The organism is Burkholderia sp. BCC0397 (assembly GCF_902832865.1).
In the GTDB taxonomy this organism is placed as follows: domain Bacteria; phylum Pseudomonadota; class Gammaproteobacteria; order Burkholderiales; family Burkholderiaceae; genus Burkholderia.
Genome location: NZ_CADFDL010000001.1, coordinates 132,743 through 149,314, shown reverse-complemented (window position 1 = coordinate 149,314; position 16,572 = coordinate 132,743). Strand labels below are relative to the sequence as shown.

Sequence of the window (16,572 nt, the reverse complement as noted above, 5' to 3'; positions counted from 1 at the left end):
AAATCCCGAACCAAGAAGACGCCGCATGCGCGTCGGCCACCCGGCCATTGCGATGCGAACCGTTTCGTTCCAGTTACCCTTTTTGTAGTTTATAAGTTACAACGCTCTCCAAGTTCGAACTGCTTCGCTATCAGCGCGACGACGGTCGCGAGCCTTTCACGGAATGGCTCAACGCCGTGCGCGACAAGGTCGCGCAGGCACGGATTCGCGAACGCCTGCGCCGCGTGCAGACCGGCAACTTCGGCGATTGCGAGCCGGTCGGCGAAGGTGTGATCGAACTGCGCGTCCATGTCGGCGCCGGCTACCGCGTGTACTTCGGCCGGCACGGCGGCGCCTTGGTGCTGCTGCTGTTCGGCGGCGACAAGGCCAGTCAGTCCGACGACATCAGGCGCGCCAAGGAACACTGGTCGAACTGGAAACGGAGGCAAACATGAACAAGCTCAAAGGCGCGGTATCGCACCACGATGCGGAAGTCGCCGAACTCGGCGCCGACCGCGAACTCGCGGTCGCCTATCTGCGCGTCGCGATGGAATCGCTCGACGATCCCGACAACCGCGCGGCCGGCCTGCTCGCGCTGCGCACGGTCGCGGAAGCGTACGGCGGGCTCGGCGCGGTCGCGGCCGAAGCCGGCATCAGCCGCGAATCGCTGTATCGCACGCTGTCCCCGAACGGCAACCCGACGCTGAAAACCCTGCTCGCGGTGCTCAAGACGGTCGGCCTGCGCCTGTCCGTCGTTCCCGCGCAGCCGTCGCACGCGTAAGCGGCGCACCACGCGCCGGCCCCCTCACGGCGTGACCATCCAGACCAGCAGCATCGCGTCCGGCGCGGCCGTCGTCCCCGCCGGCGGATGCGCGATCGTCGGCTCGACCGCGAGCGCCTGCGCAATCGCCGCCGCATCGTCGATCGTCGTCGTGTGCACGATCGTCATCAGCCGCACCGGCCGGCGCAGTGTTTCGCGATACAGCGCGCCGTACCACAGCGGCCGCATGCCGAGCGCATCCTGCAGCACGTACGGATAACGCCACAACCGCAGCACGAAGCGGCTTTCCGGGCGGGCCGGATCGACGCGGACGAACACGCGCCGCGTGCTTTCGCCATGCGTGTAGCGCGGCAGCACCGGCAGCGTGTCGGCCGGCGCTTGCGGCAACAGCCAGCGCAGCGCGGTGGCCGGCGACCACGGCGTCGCGCGCTGCCAGCCGGCCTGCGCGAGATGGCGGTCGAGCGTGTCCGACGTCGCGCTCCATTGCAGCGGCAGATATTCCTCGCGGTCGCCGCCGATCTCGGTGCGCCGCGTCGGCACGCGCTGCCACCCGCCGCGCAGCCACTGGTCGACGGTCATCGCGACCACATCGCCGACATGCGGACGCGCCGCGCGATCGAGCTGCCATTGCGCGGGCACCGTCCATACGCCGGCCGTCGCGAGCACGACGACGACCGCGACGAGCGCGCCTCGCGGCTGCACATGCTCACGCACGCGCCAGTACGCATAGGCGCCGGCAAGCAACGCGAACCACGCGAGCCCGAGGCTCCATCCGCCCAGCAAACCCGACAGCCAGGTATCGCCGGCGTACAGCCGCGCAAAGCCGCCGAGCACGATCCACAGCACGACCGCCGTCACGACCGGAATGCGCCACAGCGCGGGCCGGTCGCGCGTCAGCGCCCAGCCGAGGCCGCTGCTCGCGAGGATCGCGAAGGCGGCATCGGCGTCGGGCAGCGGCACGTGCAGCGCGCCGGGCGGCAGGCTCGCGGGCGTCGCGCCGGGCACGCCCGCGCCGAACACCAGCACGAGCGCGACGGCGACGCCGACCGTCGCGAGCCACCATGCAGCCGTCAGCCAGCAGCGATGGATCATCAGCCAGACGAGAAACGCGGCCGCGACGATCAGCCCCGTGTCGTGTCCGTGCAGCACGGCGAGCGCGCTCATCGCGGCGTCGACGGGCGGCGTGCGCAGGTTCTGCAGGAACGCGTATAGCGCGATGTCCGCATGCATCAGCGGATCGTTCGCGACGACGTCCTGCACGATCCTCGCGAACAGCCACACGCAGCCGATGAACAACAGCGCGAGCACGGGCACCGCGCCCGGCAACCCGCGCAGGTAGGCGATCCCGTCGTGCAGCCGCGCGCCCAACCGCGGCCAGCGGCGCGTGCATGCATGCACGGCTTCGGCGAGCGCACGGCACAACAACGGCCAGCCGCGCCGCAGCGCGACGCGCACGCCGATCCACACGAGTGCGACCAGCGCGGCCACGACCAGCAGGATCGCGGCGACCCGCACGCTGATCGCCGCGGCCAGCGCGGCCGACGCGCCGAACAGGATGCCGGGCGCAATATGGACAGGCGCCCACACGAGCGCCGAGATCACGTTGACCGGATAGAACGACCGGCGCGGCAGCGTCGCGCAGCCGACGACGACCGGCACGACCGCCCGCACCGGCGCGAGAAAGCGCGCGAGCACGATGCTCTTCATGCCATGACGCAGCACGAATTCCTCGCCGCGCGCGTAGGCGCTCCCATAGCCGAAGCGCGTCCACGCGTTGCGGATCATCCCGCGGTAATGCCGCCCGAGTTCGTAGCTGATCCCGTCGCCGATCACCGCGCCGACGGCCGCGATGCCGATCGTCGCCCACGCGTCGAGCGCGCCCGCGCCGATCAGCGCACCGGCCGCGAACATCACGGCGCCGGCCGGCACGATCGTGCCGATCAGCGCGATCGCCTCGGCGCAGGCGGCCACGAACACGATCGCCAGCACGAGCAGCGGATGCGCGCCGATCGCACCGATCCACGCATGGATCGTGTCGCTCATCGCACACTCCCGAACGGTGCGGTCCGGTGCGCGAACACCGGGCCGGCAGGGGCATTGGATACGTTCATCGCGACATGCGCACGCTCGCGCCGGCGTCTGGGTCAGGGGGCTGGTGTCAATCGAACTCGTGTTGCCGCGCGTCGGCCTCCAGCGGCGCGTCGTGGTAGCCGACCGTCGCGATCTCGTGCAGATAGCGAGCAAGAAACGCGCCGATCGAGCCGGCGGCCTCGTATTGATGCACATGACGGAATTCGTGGGTCAGCAGGCGGCGTGTGTCCTGCCCGCGCAGCACGTACACCGCGTGACCAAGCGTGAGGCCGATCGTCCCGGGCGACAGCAGCCCCGTATCGCGCGCGATCGCGGCAAGCGTTGGCGTCTCGGGAAACGGCATGCGGTCGACCGCCACCACGCGGATCCGCTCCGGCTGCGCGACGCCCACCGTGCGCGCGTCGTCGGCTTGCCCGGGCGTCAGCGGCGCGCCCTGCGCGATTCCGCGCGCCGCCTCGGCTTCGGCCCAGGCGACGGCGGCGGGCAGTGCGGACGGCAGGATATCGGCAAGGTCGATCATTGCGGGGCTCCTCGGTTCGCGTAGATGGCATCAGGCACCAGTTTAGTCCCGAATCGGAACGGTTCGCGGGGTGGTTCCGGTGATGCCGCACCGGCTGCAACGCCCATCCGGGAATACCCTGATTCGCATGCGCTCCGCCCCGTACCCTGTCCCTGAAATTATTTCGTTTCAGTGCGCATTCCGCGATCAACCATCCCGAAAATTTCGCGAACGCGTACCGTTTTCGGGTTCGGGGGCATATATTGATCAGAAGAACGGCCGCGGCGACAACCCGGACAGCAACGACAGCAACTCGCGGCGTCATCCCGAAGAGGATCGCTGGAAGATGATCAGGGTAATTCTGGCTGACGATCACGCAGTCATGCGGGACGGACTGCGTCACATCCTGGAGAGGGCCGGCGGTTTCGAGATCGTCGGCGAGGCGAGCGACGGCTCGGGCACGCTCGCGCTGGCCGAGCGCGCGGCCGCCGACGTGCTGCTGCTCGACCTGTCGATGCCCGCGCCGACCGGCATCGAGCTGATCCGGCTGGTCAAGCGCCATGCGCCGTCGCTGCGCACGCTGGTGTTGACGATGCACGCGGAAGCGCAGTACGCGGCACGTGCGTTCAAGGCCGGCGCGACCGGCTACCTGACGAAGGACAGTGCGACCGCCGAGCTCGTCGAAGCGGTCGGCAAGGTGGCGGCGGGCGGCGTCTACGTGAGCCCGTCCGCGGCCGAAAGCCTCGCTCACACGCTGCGCGCGCCGGCTCAGGCCCTGCCGCACGAGCGGCTGTCCGCGCGCGAGCTCGACGTGATGCGCCGCATCGTCGCGGGTCAGACCGTCACGCAGATCGCGTCCGAACTCGCGCTGAGCGCGAAGACGGTCAGCACGTACAAGACGCGGATCCTCGAGAAGATGGAGCTGCCGCACGAAGCCGCACTGGTCCGCTACACGGTGCGCCACGATCTCGACCTCGGAGCCGACGACGCATGATGGCCGCCTTCCGCTTCCCGCCCGCGCCGCCGGATGACGACGATCCGGACACGTCGCGCCTGTTCATGTCGTCGCTGCCGCCGGGCCGGCGCGAGCGGCGGCTCGCGCTCGCGACGGTACTCGTATCGGCCGTGATCTTCGCCGCGCTCGCGCCGTTCGCGGCCATGCCGCTCGCGCCGGGCTGGGCGTTCATTCCCGTGTACCAGTCGGCGATCGTCGTCAACGACATGGTGACGGCCGGCCTGCTGTTCGGCCAGTACGCGATCCTGCGCGAGAAGCCGCTGCTCGTGCTGGCCGGCGGCTATCTGTTCACGGCGTTCATGGCCGGCACGCACATGCTGACCTTCCCCGGCCTGTTCGCGCCGACCGGCCTGCTCGGCGCCGGCGAACAGACCACCGCATGGCTGTACCTGTTCTGGCATGGCGGCTTTCCGCTGTCGGTCGCCGCGTACGCGCTGCTACGCGCGACGTCGCGCAGGCGCCCTGCCCCTGCCCCGCAGCGCCGTGCGGCGATTCCGGTCGTCCTCTGCATCGCGGCCGCGGTCGGCGCGACGGTCGCGCTCGCGCTGCTCGCGACCGCCGGCCACGACCTGCTGCCGCGCATCATGAGCGGCAACCGGATGACCGCGACGATGACGAACGCGATCACGGTCGTCTGGGGGTTGAACCTCGTCGCACTGATGCTGATGTGGCGGCAGCGGCGGCGCCATTCCGTGCTCGACTTATGGGTGATGACGGTACTCGTCGCGTGGCTGTTCGACATCGCGCTGTCGGCGATGCTGAATCACGGGCGCTTCGATCTCGGCTTCTATGCGGGGCGCGCGTACGGCCTCGTCGCGTCGGGCGTCGTACTGTTCGCGATGCTGTTCGAGAACGGCCGACTGCATGCGCAGACGGTGCGCGCGCTGGCCGGCGCACGCTACCAGCACCTGCTCGTCGTGCAGAAAAGTGCGCAGTTGAACGATGCGAACGAACGGCTCGAACAGCGCGTCGCCGCGCGCACCGCACAACTGAGTGCGTCGAACCGCGACCTGCGGCGCGAAGTCGAGGAGCGCGTGCGCGCGGAGCGCGCATTGCAGACGTCGCGCGAGGCGTTACGCGAGATTGCCGCGATCAGCGCCAGCGCACGCGAAGCCGAGCAGCGCCGCATCGCGCGCGAACTGCACGACGAACTGGCGCAGACGCTCGCGACGTTGAAGAACGATCTCGAATGGCTGATCGACCACGTGCCGCAGGACGACGCGGCGCTCGCACGCAAGATCGCGGCGATGCATGCGCTCGCGCGCGGCGCGGTGGCCGCGACACGCCGCATCGCGTCGGACCTGCGCCCGCTGATGCTCGACGATCTAGGCTTCGCGGCGGCGATGCAATGGCTCGTGGAGGATTTCCGGCACCGTCACGGGATTGCGTGCGCGCTGCATGTCGAGCCGCCCGAGCTGCAACTCGACGAGCCGTATGCGACCGCCGTGTTCCGCATCGCGCAGGAAGCGCTCGCGAATGTCGCCCGGCACGCGGCCGCGTCGCATGCGGACGTCGAGCTCGTGTGCGGCGGCGAAGCGATCGCGCTGACGATACGCGACGACGGCGCGGGCTTCGATCCCGCGGTGCCGCGCAAGTCGGGTTCGTTCGGGCTGGTGGGGTTGCGCGAGCGTGCGTATCTGGTCGGCGGCACGCTGCGGATCGCGACGACGCTCGGCGAAGGCACGACGGTCGAGGTCGAGATTCCGCTGTCGCCGGCGCCCGTCGCGGTCGCGCATGGCGGGGGCGGGGTTGCGCGGGGGTAGATCGGGGGAAGCGGACGACGCCGAACAACGATGGTCTAGTCGGCCGCCTTCGTCGAGCGCACCGCTTTCAGCATGCGCTCGAGTTCCGCGTGGACGTTCGCCGCATCGATGTATTCGCCGGTCCGCCGCGCGTCGTCGCGCGATGCCAGTCCACGTGCGACAAACTCGCGCTGCACACTGGGGGGAACAACGCCATCACGAGACATCTTCATCGTCGTCAGTTTCTTCATTGCACGCTCCACTCGTCGCATTTGCACCGCATGGTAGCGCGCTCGAGTACTTGCCGTCGAACCGGCATGCGTCGCGCAGTTTCAAGATCATCGGAAACCGGGCGACGCGGCGATAGCGCCGCGCCCCCTCACGCCCGCGCCGCCACCATCCCCCGCTCCGACCGCGTCCACGCGACCAGCGCGCCGACGCCGAGCAGCGCGAGGCACACGATCGGCACGATCATCGGCCCGAACGCGCTGCCCGTCACCTTGCCCGCGAACGGCATCAGGTTCTGGCTGAAGAAGCCGCCGAGGTTGCCGATCGAGTTGATCGCCGCGACGCTCGCGGCCGCCCGCGCGCCGGTAAAGTAACGCGGCGGCATCGACCAGAAGCACGGATACAGCAGCGGGATGCACGCGCCGCCGAGCACGAGCGCGATGAAGCGCAGCGGCGTCGACGGCAGCACGAGGCTCAGCAGGAAGCCGAGCGCGCCGAGCGCCGCGACGATCGCGATCGTGCGCAGGATGCTCTTCGCGCGGCGCAGCTTCGACGGCAGCCACACCAGCAGCACCACCGCGAGCGCCCACGGCAGCATGCTCAGGAAGCCGTTCGTGCTGCTCGACACGCCGAACGATTTCACGAGCGTCGGCAGCCAGTACGTGACGCCGTACAGCGACGTCGACATCAGCATGTAGGTCGCCGCGAACAGCATCACGCGCGGATCGAGCAGCGCCTTCCACGGCTGACCATGCTCGGCTTGCGCGGGTTTCTCGCGCTCCAGCGCGGCCGCGACGATCTGCTTCTCGCGCTCGTCGAGGAACCGCGCTTCGCGGAACGACGCGGGCAGCACGCGGAACACGACGATCGCGACGATCACGGCCGGGATGCCCGTTGCGATGAACACCCACTGCCAGCCCGCGAGCCCCCACACGCCGTTCAGGCTCAGCAATACACCACCGACCAGCGAGCCGAGCATGTTCGCGAGCGCGCTGCCGAGCGTGAAGATGCCGAGCACCTTCGCGCGGTAGCTCTGCGGGAACCACAGCGTCAGGTAATAGATCACGCCCGGATAGAAGCCGGCCTCGGCGATGCCGAGCAGGAAGCGCAACGAGCAGAACGCGGGCATCGACGTCGTGAAGCCCATCAGCACCGTGATGAGCCCCCACGTCAGCATGATCCGCGCGAGCCATACGCGGGCGCCGTAACGATGCAGCGCGAGCGTGCTCGGCACCTCGAACAGCAGGTAGCCGATGAAGAACAGCGACGACGCGAGCCCGAACGCGGCTTCCGTCATCCCGAGGCTGTGCACCATCTGCAGTTTCGCGAAACCGACGTTCTGCCGGTCGATGAACGCGATCAGGAACATCACGACGAGGATGGGCAGCAGGCGCCGCGCCATCTTCGACATGATGCGCTGTTCTTCGGTGGACGCGGGGTCCAGGGTGTCGGTAGCGTTCACTTCAGGCTCCTTGCGTGAATCGGTTGAAACGGCGCCGCGCGTGACGAACGCGCCGGCGTCAGGTGGTTCGATGAATGGAATCGGATCGCGGCCCGCGTGGCTCAACCCGAGCGGTAGTCGTCGAGCATCGGCGCGAACATCTCGTGCCACGCGCGCGGCTTCGCCTTGATCGTGCCGGCGAGATACAGGAATTCGACGTAGTCCATCAGCTGGTTCGGCAGCACCGAGAAGCGCGTGTCGGGCGCGGCGAGCATCCGTATCACGTCGTCGTGCGACACGCCGACGCCCGACGACGCCGCATACAGCGCAGCCGCAGCGCGCGGGTCCTGCGCGATCAGGCGGTTCGCTTCGTCGAGCGCGCCGAGAAACGCGGCGGCCAGCGCGGGCTCCGCATCGACGAGCCGCTTCGGCGCGAACACGACGTCGAGCGTCAGCGGGCCGAGCACGTCGACCGAGCTCACCACGCGATGGATGCCCGGCTGCCGCAATTCGAGCGTCGAGAACGGCGGCGACGTGAAGTGCGCGGTCACGCCGTTCTCGCGGCGGATCAGCGCCTGCATCGCCTGCGGATGCGGCAGGTTCACGGTGATCGAATCGAGCTGCGCGAAATGCTTCGCGCCGAGCTGCCGGCTCGCGACCATCTGCAGCACGACCGCCGACAGCGACGTGCGGATGCCCGGCACCGCGATCCGGTCGGACGGCGTGAAGTCGCGCAGCGACACGAGGGCAAGACGGTTCGCGTTCAGCGACAGCGACGTGGTCGACAGCCCGCTGATGCCGATCACCTCGACATTCGGAATGCCGCGCGCCCGCGCCCACAGTTCGATGAAACCCGGCGCGCCGGCGCCCGCGAAATCGAGCGTGCCGGCCATCATCGCGTCGTTGACGGAATTGCCGCCGTCGAGCAGCACCCATTCGACCGCGACGTCGCGCACGCCGTGGCGCGCCGCATGTCGCTCGAACAGCCGCTGCCTCTCCATCACGAGCAGCGGCAGGTACAGCACGCCATAGCCTTTCGAGATCCGCACCGTGCGCGGCTTCGCGCGCACCAGCGCCGGCGCGGCGAGTACGCCCAGCACGCCGAGCCCGGCGGCGATCAACGCGCGGCGGCGTGGCGACGTCGTCATGCGCGCGCCGCCGTGCGGCGGACGGCCAGCGGCCACGCGCAGGCCGGCGTGGCGCCGCGACGCGCGTTCGTCGTGCCCATGACATGCTGCATGTTGCCGTCTCCTTGAATATTTCTGGTATTAATGCCGTCCTTGCGTACTGCTTCCGGCTCGACACAGGTTATCGACCGAGTCTGAGAAAATGCTGACATCCCGGCCCCGGGAAAACCCCTAATCCACCTACCTGCAAACGGCACCATGCGCATTCTCGTCGTGGAGGACGATGCCGAAATCGGCGCGGCGATCCGCAGCCGCCTCGCCCGGCTCGGCCACGCCGTCGATCTCGAAACCGACGGCGCGACCGCGAACGGGCTGCTGCGCGTCGAGCGCTTCGATCTCGTCGTGCTCGATGTGAACCTGCCCGGCATGGACGGCTTCACGGTACTGCGCAACCTGCGCGCGTCGGGCAGCACGACGCCGGTGCTGCTCGTCACCGCGCGCTCGGCGATCGACGACCGCGTGAGCGGCCTCGGCCTCGGCGCCGACGACTACCTCGTGAAGCCGTTCGACTATCGCGAACTCGACGCGCGCGTGCAGGCGCTCCTGCGCCGCAACAGCGGCCACGCGAACGACGTGCTGACGCTCGGCGGCCTCGTGATCGACCGCAGCAGCCGCCTCGCGGAACTCGACGGCCAGCCGCTGTCGCTGTCGCGCCAGGAATTCGCGCTGCTCGAAATCCTCGCGAGCCGCCCGCAGCGCATCTTCTCTAAGGAAGAACTGCTGAACCAGTTGTTCAGCTTCGGCAACGAGCCGACCGCGAATGCGGTCGAGCAATACGTGACGCGCGTGCGCCGGAAGCTGCAGGGCAGCTCGGTCGAGATCCGCACCGCACGCGGGATGGGGTATCAGATTGCCGCGCATTGACTGGTTCCCGAAGACGCTGTTCGGGCGCACGCTGCTGTTCATCGCGCTCGTCGTCGCGACCGGCGCGCTCGCGCTCGCGGCGATCGCGCGCTACTACGCGGGCGTCGCGGCCGAACGCGCATACGACCAGTTGCTGGCGGGCGCCTCGATCCAGGTCGCGGAAAACCTGTACGTGCAAGGCGGCGTGCTCGCGCTGAATCCGCCGGTCGCCGCGCTGTCGACGCTGTCGCGCTACGACCTCGTCTACTACAAGGTGGTCGATTCGCGCGGCGTGGTCGTGGCCGGCTACCACGATCTCGCGAGCCCCGCGACGCTCGCCGCCGCGAAGCAGGGCCCCGCGTTCGCGAATGCCGTCTACCAGGGGCACCGGATCCGCACCGCGACCATCGCACGCTACATGCCCGAGGAAAGCACGCCGGGCTGGGCGCTCGTGACGGTTGCGCAGACAACCAATGCGCGCCAGCAGCTGACGAACGACATGAGCATCAAGGTGTGGACGCTGATCCTGCTGATGAGCGTGCTCGCGATCGGCGCAAGCGGCCTCGCGATCCGGCGCGGCCTGCGCCCGCTCGCGCAGATCGGCACGATCATCGCCGCGCGCGACCCGGCCGACCTGCGGCCGGTGGCCGTCGATACGCCGAGCGAGATCGACGCGATCATCGGGTCGATCAATGGCTTGATGCACCGCCTCGCCGAGCGGATCAACGCGATGCAGCGCTTCATCGCCGACGCCGCGCACCAGATGCGCACGCCGCTCGCGCGGCTCGACGCGCAGATCGAGCTGCTCGACGGCGAATCCGACCCCGCGCGTCACGCGGCGCGGCTCGATGCGCTGCGCGCGACCAGCGCGGACGTCGGCCGGCTCACCGGCCAGCTGCTCAATCATGCGATGGTGATTCATCGCACCGAGGCCGTGCCGCTGCAACCGGTCGAACTCGTCGCGCTCGCGAAAGAGGTCCTGGGCCGCACGATTCCGCTCGCCGGCGAGCGCGACGTGGCCGTCGCGTTCGCGAGCGATGCGCCGCAGGCATGGATCGACGGCGATGCGATCAGTCTTCAGGAAGCGTTGTCGAACGTACTGCACAACGCGCTGCTGCACGGCCATGCGGACGACATCGTCGTGTCGGTCGCGACCACCGGCAACGCGGATCAAGCGGTGACGCTGACCGTCACCGACAACGGGTGCGGGATGCCGCGCGAGCATTGGGACGCGGCCTTGCAGCCGTTCGTGCGGATCGCGCCGGACAGCAGCGAGCGGCGCACGGGGTCGGGGCTCGGGCTCGCGATCGTGCAGGAAGTGATGAAGGCGCACGGCGGATGCGTCGGGTTTGCGTTTCCCGATGCGGGCGGGTTCGCGGTGGTGTTGACGTTTCCGCGAGCGGTGGGGATCGACGCAGAAAAGGCGTAATCCGGCGAATTCGCACCGGATGATGCGCGACAGCCACTCAATCGTCGTTGTCGAACCGGTTGCGCTCCGCCTGCCGCGCCACCCCGCTGGTCCAGTTCGTCGTACTGGCGATCGCAGAACAGCCGGCACAGCGTATCGACGTCTGCACGCTTGTCGCCATCGATCGTATCGACCTGCTGCTCCAGTTTTCCGTTCCCGATCCCGAACCACCCCTTCTTGATCCGCATGGACACCGCGTTCAGCTGGAAGCCGTCCGAATGCGCATCCGTCAACGCAGTCACCCACAGCTCGCGCTGATCGTCGGCATGCTGCAGCACGAGCGCCGGTAGCGGGCCGTCCTGCGTCTCGTTCCATTCGACGTGCTGGGCCGCCCAAGGGAACGCATCGAAGGCATGAACGAACGACGCGTAGTCGGTCGCGCCCTGCTGATCGAGCCGATTGAAATCGTAGCCGACTTGCTGGATGGAATAGGTCAACATGGCGCGGCAACCTCGTGGTGTTCGAGATCAGGAGATCGTCAATCTACCGTGAATTTCGGTGTCCATGACGATTTATTCCGCGCGGCTCATGAACACGCATTCGCCGTCGCGGCGCCGTGATCTTCGAGGTAACCGCAGGCCAGCCTGACGAGCTCGCGCTTCAGTTTCGGATTCGCCAGCACCCCGCGCCGGGCCGCGTTGTGCACGACGCCTTCGAGCGCGGACGACAGCACCTGCGCGGTCAACGTATCGGCCTTGACCGGCGCACGCCCGCGACACGCGGCAACGATCAGCGCATACCGGCGCAGATATTCCTTCTGAAACGTGTCATACGCATCCTTCGCCCCGCCCGGATCGGGAAGATCGAGCAGCGCCCGGTGCAGCGCAGGGTAATCGCGATGCGCGGCGATCAGGTCGCCGATCAGGCCTTCGACCAGACGCCCCGTACTCGCCCGACGATCGTGCGCGCGCTGCAGCACCGCGAGCACGTCATCGAAATGGCGGCGCCGGATCGCATCGACCAACGCGAGCTTGTTCGGGAAATACTGATACACGGAGCCGATGCTCACGCCGGCGACCTGCGCGACCTCGTTGGTCGTGAATCCGGCCCACCCGTGCTTGTCCAGAACGCGAGCCCCGGCCGTGACGATCACGTCCACCGTCGCGCGTGAACGGGCCTGCCGCGGGGCTTTGCGCATCGTGGCGGCTGCATTGGAAACGCGAGTGGACATGCGGGCTCCCACTGAAAATAATGGTGGCGAAGCTCACATATTAGGCGAACCCGACAAGGAAACGACCATGAGCGCGAACGCACTCCTGTCCCGCATGCTGCGCTACCAGGCATGGGCCAATGACGAAATGCTGAAGGCGATGTCGGGACTCGACGCGGTGCAGCATGCGCAAGCACGTCATCTCGCGCTGCGGCTGATGAACCATTGCCTCGTGGTGAACCGGATATTCGCGTCGCATCTGACCGGCGCGCGTCACGGCTTCGTGTCCGACAACACGCCTGACACGCCGGAGCCGGAAGCCCTGCGCGCGGCATTCGCCACGCTCGATCGCTGGTATCTCGACTATGTGGAGGCCGCGACACCCGACATGCTGTCGGAATCGATTCCCTTTGCGTTTACCGATGGCGACAACGGATACATGACGCGCGAAGAGATGCTGACCCATGTCGTCACGCACGGCGGCTATCATCGCGGCGAAGCGGGCAGACTGATGATTCAGGCGGCCGCGCGTTCGGCACAGGATATCGAGCTCCCTTGGGACACTTACGCCGTTCACTTGCATCGGACGGAGCCCGAGCGCAGGCTTCAAGGCGAGATCGGAGACGCGAACTCGGCGAATGCCGGGCGATGACGCACGCCACGCCCGCTACACCGCCACCGCCTCCCCACCGAGATACGCATCGCGCACACGTTCATCGTCGAGCAATGTTTTCGCCGGCCCTTCCAGCACGACACGCCCCGTCTGCAGCACGTAGCCGTAGTGCGCGATCTCCAGCGCGAGGCTCGCGTTCTGCTCGACCATGAACACCGTCACCCCTTGCTTGTTGATCGCGTCGATCAGCTCCAGCACCTTGTCGACGTACAGCGGCGACAGCCCCATCGTCGGCTCGTCCATGCAGATCAGTTTCGGCCGCGCCATCAGCGCACGCGCCATCGCGAGCATCTGCTGCTCGCCGCCCGACAGCGTGCCCGCGCGCTGCGCGAGCCGCTCGCGTACGCGCGGAAACAGGTCGAGCACGCGTTCGTAGTCTTCGGTCACCGCCGCACGATCGCCGCGCGTGTACGCGCCCATCAGCAGGTTCTCGCGCACGCTCATGTCGCCGAACAGCCGCCGCGCCTCGGGCACGGCCGCGATCCCGCGCCGCACGCGCTGCGGCGTCGCGAGCGCCGTCACGTCGTCGCCATCGAAACGCACGACACCACGCTTCGGCCGCATCAGCCCCAGAATCAGCTTCATCGTCGTCGACTTGCCGCTCGCGTTGCCGCCGAGCAGGCTGACGATCTGCCCGCGGCCGACTTCGAAGTTCACGTCGAAATGCACCTGCACCGGCCCGTAGAACGTGTCGAGGTGTTCGAGTTTCAGCAGCGCGTCGGTCATAGTTGACTCGGGTCCGGAAGAACGTACGGTCATGCGGCCGCCTGCACGGTGCGCGCCGCCGCGGCGCCGCCCGCGTGGCGGCGGCCGAGATAGGCCTCGATCACGCGCGGATCGTGCCGCACGTCGCTCGGCGCGCCTTCGGCGATCTTCACGCCGTTGTCGAGCACCATCACGCGGTCGGACACGCGCATCACGAGTTCGAGCTTGTGCTCGATCAGCAGGATCGTCAGGCCGCGCGCCTTCAGCGACTGGATCAGTTGCAGCATCTCGGCGGTCTCGGTCTCGTTCATCCCGGCCGTCGGCTCGTCGAGCAGCAGCAGGCGCGGATGCAGCGCGAGCGCGCGGCCGATCTCCACGCGCCGCCGGTTCGCATACGACAGGCTGTGCGCCGGATGATCGATGCGCGGCGTGAGCCGTTCGCCGAACCCGGCGACGATCGTGCGCGCCTCTTCGCGCAACGCGGCTTCCTCGCGCCGCACCGACGCGGGCCGCACGAGCGCACGCCACACCTCGGCCGCCGCACCGAGCGCAGGCCAGCCGGTCCGTGCCGCGCGCAGCCGCGCATGCGCGCCGATCAGCACGTTGTCGAGCACGCTCAGGTTGCCGAACACGCGGCCGTGCTGGAACGTGCGCGCGATGCCGAGCGCCGCGAGCCGTTCGGGCGCGGAGCCGGTGATGTCGCGGCCGTCGAACGTCACGCGGCCGGCATCGGGCCGGTCGGCGCCCGCGATCAGGTTGAACAGCGTCGACTTGCCCGCGCCGTTCGGGCCGATCACGCTCAGCAACTCGCCGTCCGCCAGCGTCAGGCTCGCGCCGTCGAGCGCGGTCACGCCGTCGAAGCGGCGCGTGAGGCCCTGCACGTCGAGCAGGGGTCGAGTGGTCGTCATCGCATTCCTCCTCACACCGTGCCGAGCAGGCCCTGCGGCCGGAACCGAACGAGCAGCAGCAGCACGAGGCCGTAGATCAGCATCCGGTAATCGGCCGCCCAGCGGAACAGCTCCGGCAGCCCGATCAGCGCGATCGCGCCGACGATGCCGCCGAGCACGTTGCCGAGCCCGCCGAGGATCACCATCGTCAGCGCGAGGATCGACACCTGCGAGTCGAAGGTCTGGTGATTGATGTAGCTGTACAGATGCGCGGCGATGCCGCCGCTCACGCCCGCCGCGACGCCGCCGACCGCGAACGCGATCGCCTTGTAGCGGTTCGGCGCGATGCCATGCGCACGCGCGGCGACGTCGTCCTCGCGCACCGCGCGCAGCGTGCGGCCCAGATGCGAACGCAGCAGCCGCACCTGCACTAGCGCAAACACGACGAGCACCGCGAACGTGAACCAGTACGCGGCGCGTGCGGTCGTCGCCCACGGCAGCGGTGCGATGCCGGTGATGCCGAGCGGGCCGCGCGTCAAGCCGTCCCAGTTCAGGATCACGAGGCTCACCACTTCACCGATGCCGAGCGTCGCGATCGACACGTAATGCCCGCGCAGCCGGAACGCCGGATAGACGAGCAGCGTGCCGAGCACGGCCGTGATCGCGCCCGCGCACGGAATCGTCACGGCCGGCGACCAGCCGAGATCCGACGACAGCAGCGCCGACGCATACGCGCCGATCACGAGCAGCGCGGCATGGCCGAGCGAGATCTGCCCGACCGTGCCCGCGACGAGCGTGAGGCTCAGCGCGAGCAATCCGTACAGCCACGCGTTGGTCAGCGTCTGCAACACGTAGGGCGATGCACCGAGCCACGGCAGCACGGCCGCCGCCGCGATCAGCACGACGAGCACCGGGCGCGGTACGCGCACGGCTTTCGCAGCCGCGAGGAAGGTGCCCGTCATCGGCTCGGGCGGCAATGCGCGGTTCGCGCTGAACAAGCCGTTCGGCCGCCACACGAGGAACACGATCAGCAGTCCGAACGCGAACAGGTCGCGATAGCTCGTGCCGAACAGCGCGACGCCGTAGCTTTCGACGAGACCGAGCAGCAGGCTGCCCGCGATCGCGCCCGGCACGTTGCCGAGCCCGCCGATCAGCAGCGCGACGACGCCCTTCAGCGTCGCCTGGAAGCCCATCGCCGGATCGATGCTGTTGTAGTACATGCCGACCAGCAGGCCACTCACGCCGCCGAGCGCGCACGCGATCGCGAACACGGTCTGGTTCACGCGGTCGACGTCGACGCCCATCTGCAGCGCCGCGTCGCGATCCTGCGCGGTCGCGCGCACGGCCCAGCCGAGCCGCGTGAAGCGCAGGAAGCCGTACAGCAGCGCGGCCGCCGCGATGCCGATGCCCGCGATCAGCAGGTCGAGCGAGCCGAGCGTCGCGCCGGCGATCCGCACGTGCCAGTCGGGCAGCGGCGTCGGCACCGCGCGCGGGTCCGCGCCGAACGCGAGCTGCGCGAGCTGGTCGAGGATGAAGCTGATGCCGATCGTCGCGAGCAGCGGCGCGATGCGCGCGGCATGGCGCAGCGGCCGCAGCCCGATCCGCTCGATCGCGATGCCGAGCGCGCCGCAGCCGACGACGACCGCCGCGAGCGCGACCGGCAGCGGCAGCCCGAAGCGCGTCAGGCACAGCCAGCCGATGAAGGCGCCGACCATGTACACCGAGCCGTGCGCGAAGTTGATCAGGTGCGACACGCCGAAGATCAGCGCGAGCCCGACCGCGAGCAGCGCGTAGATGTTGCCGACGATGAGGCCGTTGAGCGTGTAGTCGAGCCAGGAAGCCATCACGATGCGTCCGTCACTTGCATGCGGTTCATGTCAGAT

General features: G+C 68.7%; 16 protein-coding genes and 1 pseudogene. 7 read left to right on the top strand and 10 right to left on the bottom strand.

Going from position 1 to position 16,572, the window contains the following annotated elements; all coding sequences use genetic code 11:
* The first annotated feature begins 119 nt into the window (after positions 1-119).
* The gene (locus HWX03_RS00705; protein ID WP_175870488.1) at positions 120-434 is read left to right on the top strand and encodes a type II toxin-antitoxin system RelE/ParE family toxin; all 315 of its coding nucleotides are present in this window, start codon (positions 120-122) and stop codon (positions 432-434) included.
* Positions 431-760: a transcriptional regulator gene (locus tag HWX03_RS00700; RefSeq protein ID WP_006479699.1), complete on the top strand. Its 330-nt coding sequence runs from the start codon at positions 431-433 to the stop codon at positions 758-760. The genes HWX03_RS00705 and HWX03_RS00700 overlap by 4 nt, the downstream gene beginning before the upstream one ends.
* 24 nt (positions 761-784) lie before the next feature.
* Here the strand turns inward: HWX03_RS00700 and HWX03_RS00695 are convergent, their stop codons facing one another.
* Positions 785-2,803 (bottom strand): LssY C-terminal domain-containing protein, encoded by a 2,019-nt coding sequence (locus tag HWX03_RS00695; RefSeq protein WP_175869887.1) that lies wholly within the window; start codon positions 2,801-2,803, stop codon positions 785-787.
* A 115-nt stretch (positions 2,804-2,918) separates the two neighbouring features.
* Complete coding sequence (locus HWX03_RS00690) at positions 2,919-3,371, bottom strand: hypothetical protein (RefSeq protein ID WP_174388929.1); 453 nt, start codon at positions 3,369-3,371, stop codon at positions 2,919-2,921.
* 325 nt (positions 3,372-3,696) lie between these two features.
* Between HWX03_RS00690 and HWX03_RS00685 the strand changes: the two genes are divergently transcribed.
* Both HWX03_RS00685 and HWX03_RS00680 read left to right on the top strand, forming a co-directional pair.
* Complete coding sequence (locus tag HWX03_RS00685; protein WP_174388928.1) at positions 3,697-4,344, top strand: response regulator transcription factor; 648 nt, start codon at positions 3,697-3,699, stop codon at positions 4,342-4,344.
* On the top strand, positions 4,341-6,128 hold the full coding sequence (locus HWX03_RS00680) for a sensor histidine kinase (RefSeq protein WP_175869886.1): 1,788 nt from the start codon (positions 4,341-4,343) through the stop codon (positions 6,126-6,128). The genes HWX03_RS00685 and HWX03_RS00680 overlap by 4 nt, the downstream gene beginning before the upstream one ends.
* A gap of 35 nt (positions 6,129-6,163) precedes the next feature.
* On the opposite strand, the gene HWX03_RS00675 is transcribed toward HWX03_RS00680, so the two are convergent.
* The 3 genes from HWX03_RS00675 to HWX03_RS00665 form a co-directional block, all read right to left on the bottom strand.
* On the bottom strand, positions 6,164-6,358 hold the full coding sequence (locus HWX03_RS00675) for a hypothetical protein (protein WP_244132549.1): 195 nt from the start codon (positions 6,356-6,358) through the stop codon (positions 6,164-6,166).
* 128 nt (positions 6,359-6,486) lie between these two features.
* Positions 6,487-7,797: an MFS transporter gene (locus HWX03_RS00670; protein WP_175869885.1), complete on the bottom strand. Its 1,311-nt coding sequence runs from the start codon at positions 7,795-7,797 to the stop codon at positions 6,487-6,489.
* A 101-nt stretch (positions 7,798-7,898) separates the two neighbouring features.
* Positions 7,899-8,924, bottom strand: coding sequence for an ABC transporter substrate-binding protein (locus HWX03_RS00665; protein WP_175869884.1), 1,026 nt, complete (start codon positions 8,922-8,924; stop codon positions 7,899-7,901).
* A 237-nt stretch (positions 8,925-9,161) separates the two neighbouring features.
* Here HWX03_RS00665 and HWX03_RS00660 point away from each other — a divergent pair, with 237 nt between their 5' ends.
* Together HWX03_RS00660 and HWX03_RS00655 are read left to right on the top strand one after the other, a co-directional pair.
* Positions 9,162-9,827, top strand: coding sequence for a response regulator transcription factor (locus HWX03_RS00660; protein WP_174429308.1), 666 nt, complete (start codon positions 9,162-9,164; stop codon positions 9,825-9,827).
* Positions 9,814-11,235, top strand: coding sequence for a sensor histidine kinase (locus HWX03_RS00655; RefSeq protein ID WP_175869883.1), 1,422 nt, complete (start codon positions 9,814-9,816; stop codon positions 11,233-11,235). Before HWX03_RS00660 ends, HWX03_RS00655 begins: the two co-directional genes overlap by 14 nt.
* Before the next feature lie 37 nt (positions 11,236-11,272).
* Here HWX03_RS00655 and HWX03_RS36795 read toward each other — a convergent pair.
* Positions 11,273-11,714: pseudogene (locus tag HWX03_RS36795) on the bottom strand (hypothetical protein).
* Positions 11,715-11,800: 86 nt separating this feature from the next.
* The gene (locus HWX03_RS00645; protein WP_244132548.1) at positions 11,801-12,412 is read right to left on the bottom strand and encodes a TetR/AcrR family transcriptional regulator; all 612 of its coding nucleotides are present in this window, start codon (positions 12,410-12,412) and stop codon (positions 11,801-11,803) included.
* 100 nt (positions 12,413-12,512) lie between these two features.
* Here HWX03_RS00645 and HWX03_RS00640 point away from each other — a divergent pair, with 100 nt between their 5' ends.
* On the top strand, positions 12,513-13,076 hold the full coding sequence (locus tag HWX03_RS00640; protein ID WP_175869880.1) for a DinB family protein: 564 nt from the start codon (positions 12,513-12,515) through the stop codon (positions 13,074-13,076).
* A 15-nt stretch (positions 13,077-13,091) separates the two neighbouring features.
* Here HWX03_RS00640 and HWX03_RS00635 read toward each other — a convergent pair whose 3' ends face one another.
* The 3 genes from HWX03_RS00635 to HWX03_RS00625 are packed head-to-tail and all read right to left on the bottom strand — an operon-like array spanning position 13,092 to position 16,533.
* Positions 13,092-13,856, bottom strand: a complete 765-nt coding sequence (locus tag HWX03_RS00635) for an ABC transporter ATP-binding protein (RefSeq protein ID WP_175869879.1) — start codon at positions 13,854-13,856, stop codon at positions 13,092-13,094.
* Complete coding sequence (locus HWX03_RS00630; protein ID WP_175869878.1) at positions 13,853-14,710, bottom strand: ABC transporter ATP-binding protein; 858 nt, start codon at positions 14,708-14,710, stop codon at positions 13,853-13,855. Before HWX03_RS00630 ends, HWX03_RS00635 begins: the two co-directional genes overlap by 4 nt.
* 11 nt (positions 14,711-14,721) lie before the next feature.
* On the bottom strand, positions 14,722-16,533 hold the full coding sequence (locus HWX03_RS00625; RefSeq protein ID WP_006495668.1) for an ABC transporter permease: 1,812 nt from the start codon (positions 16,531-16,533) through the stop codon (positions 14,722-14,724).
* Positions 16,534-16,572 lie beyond the last annotated feature (39 nt).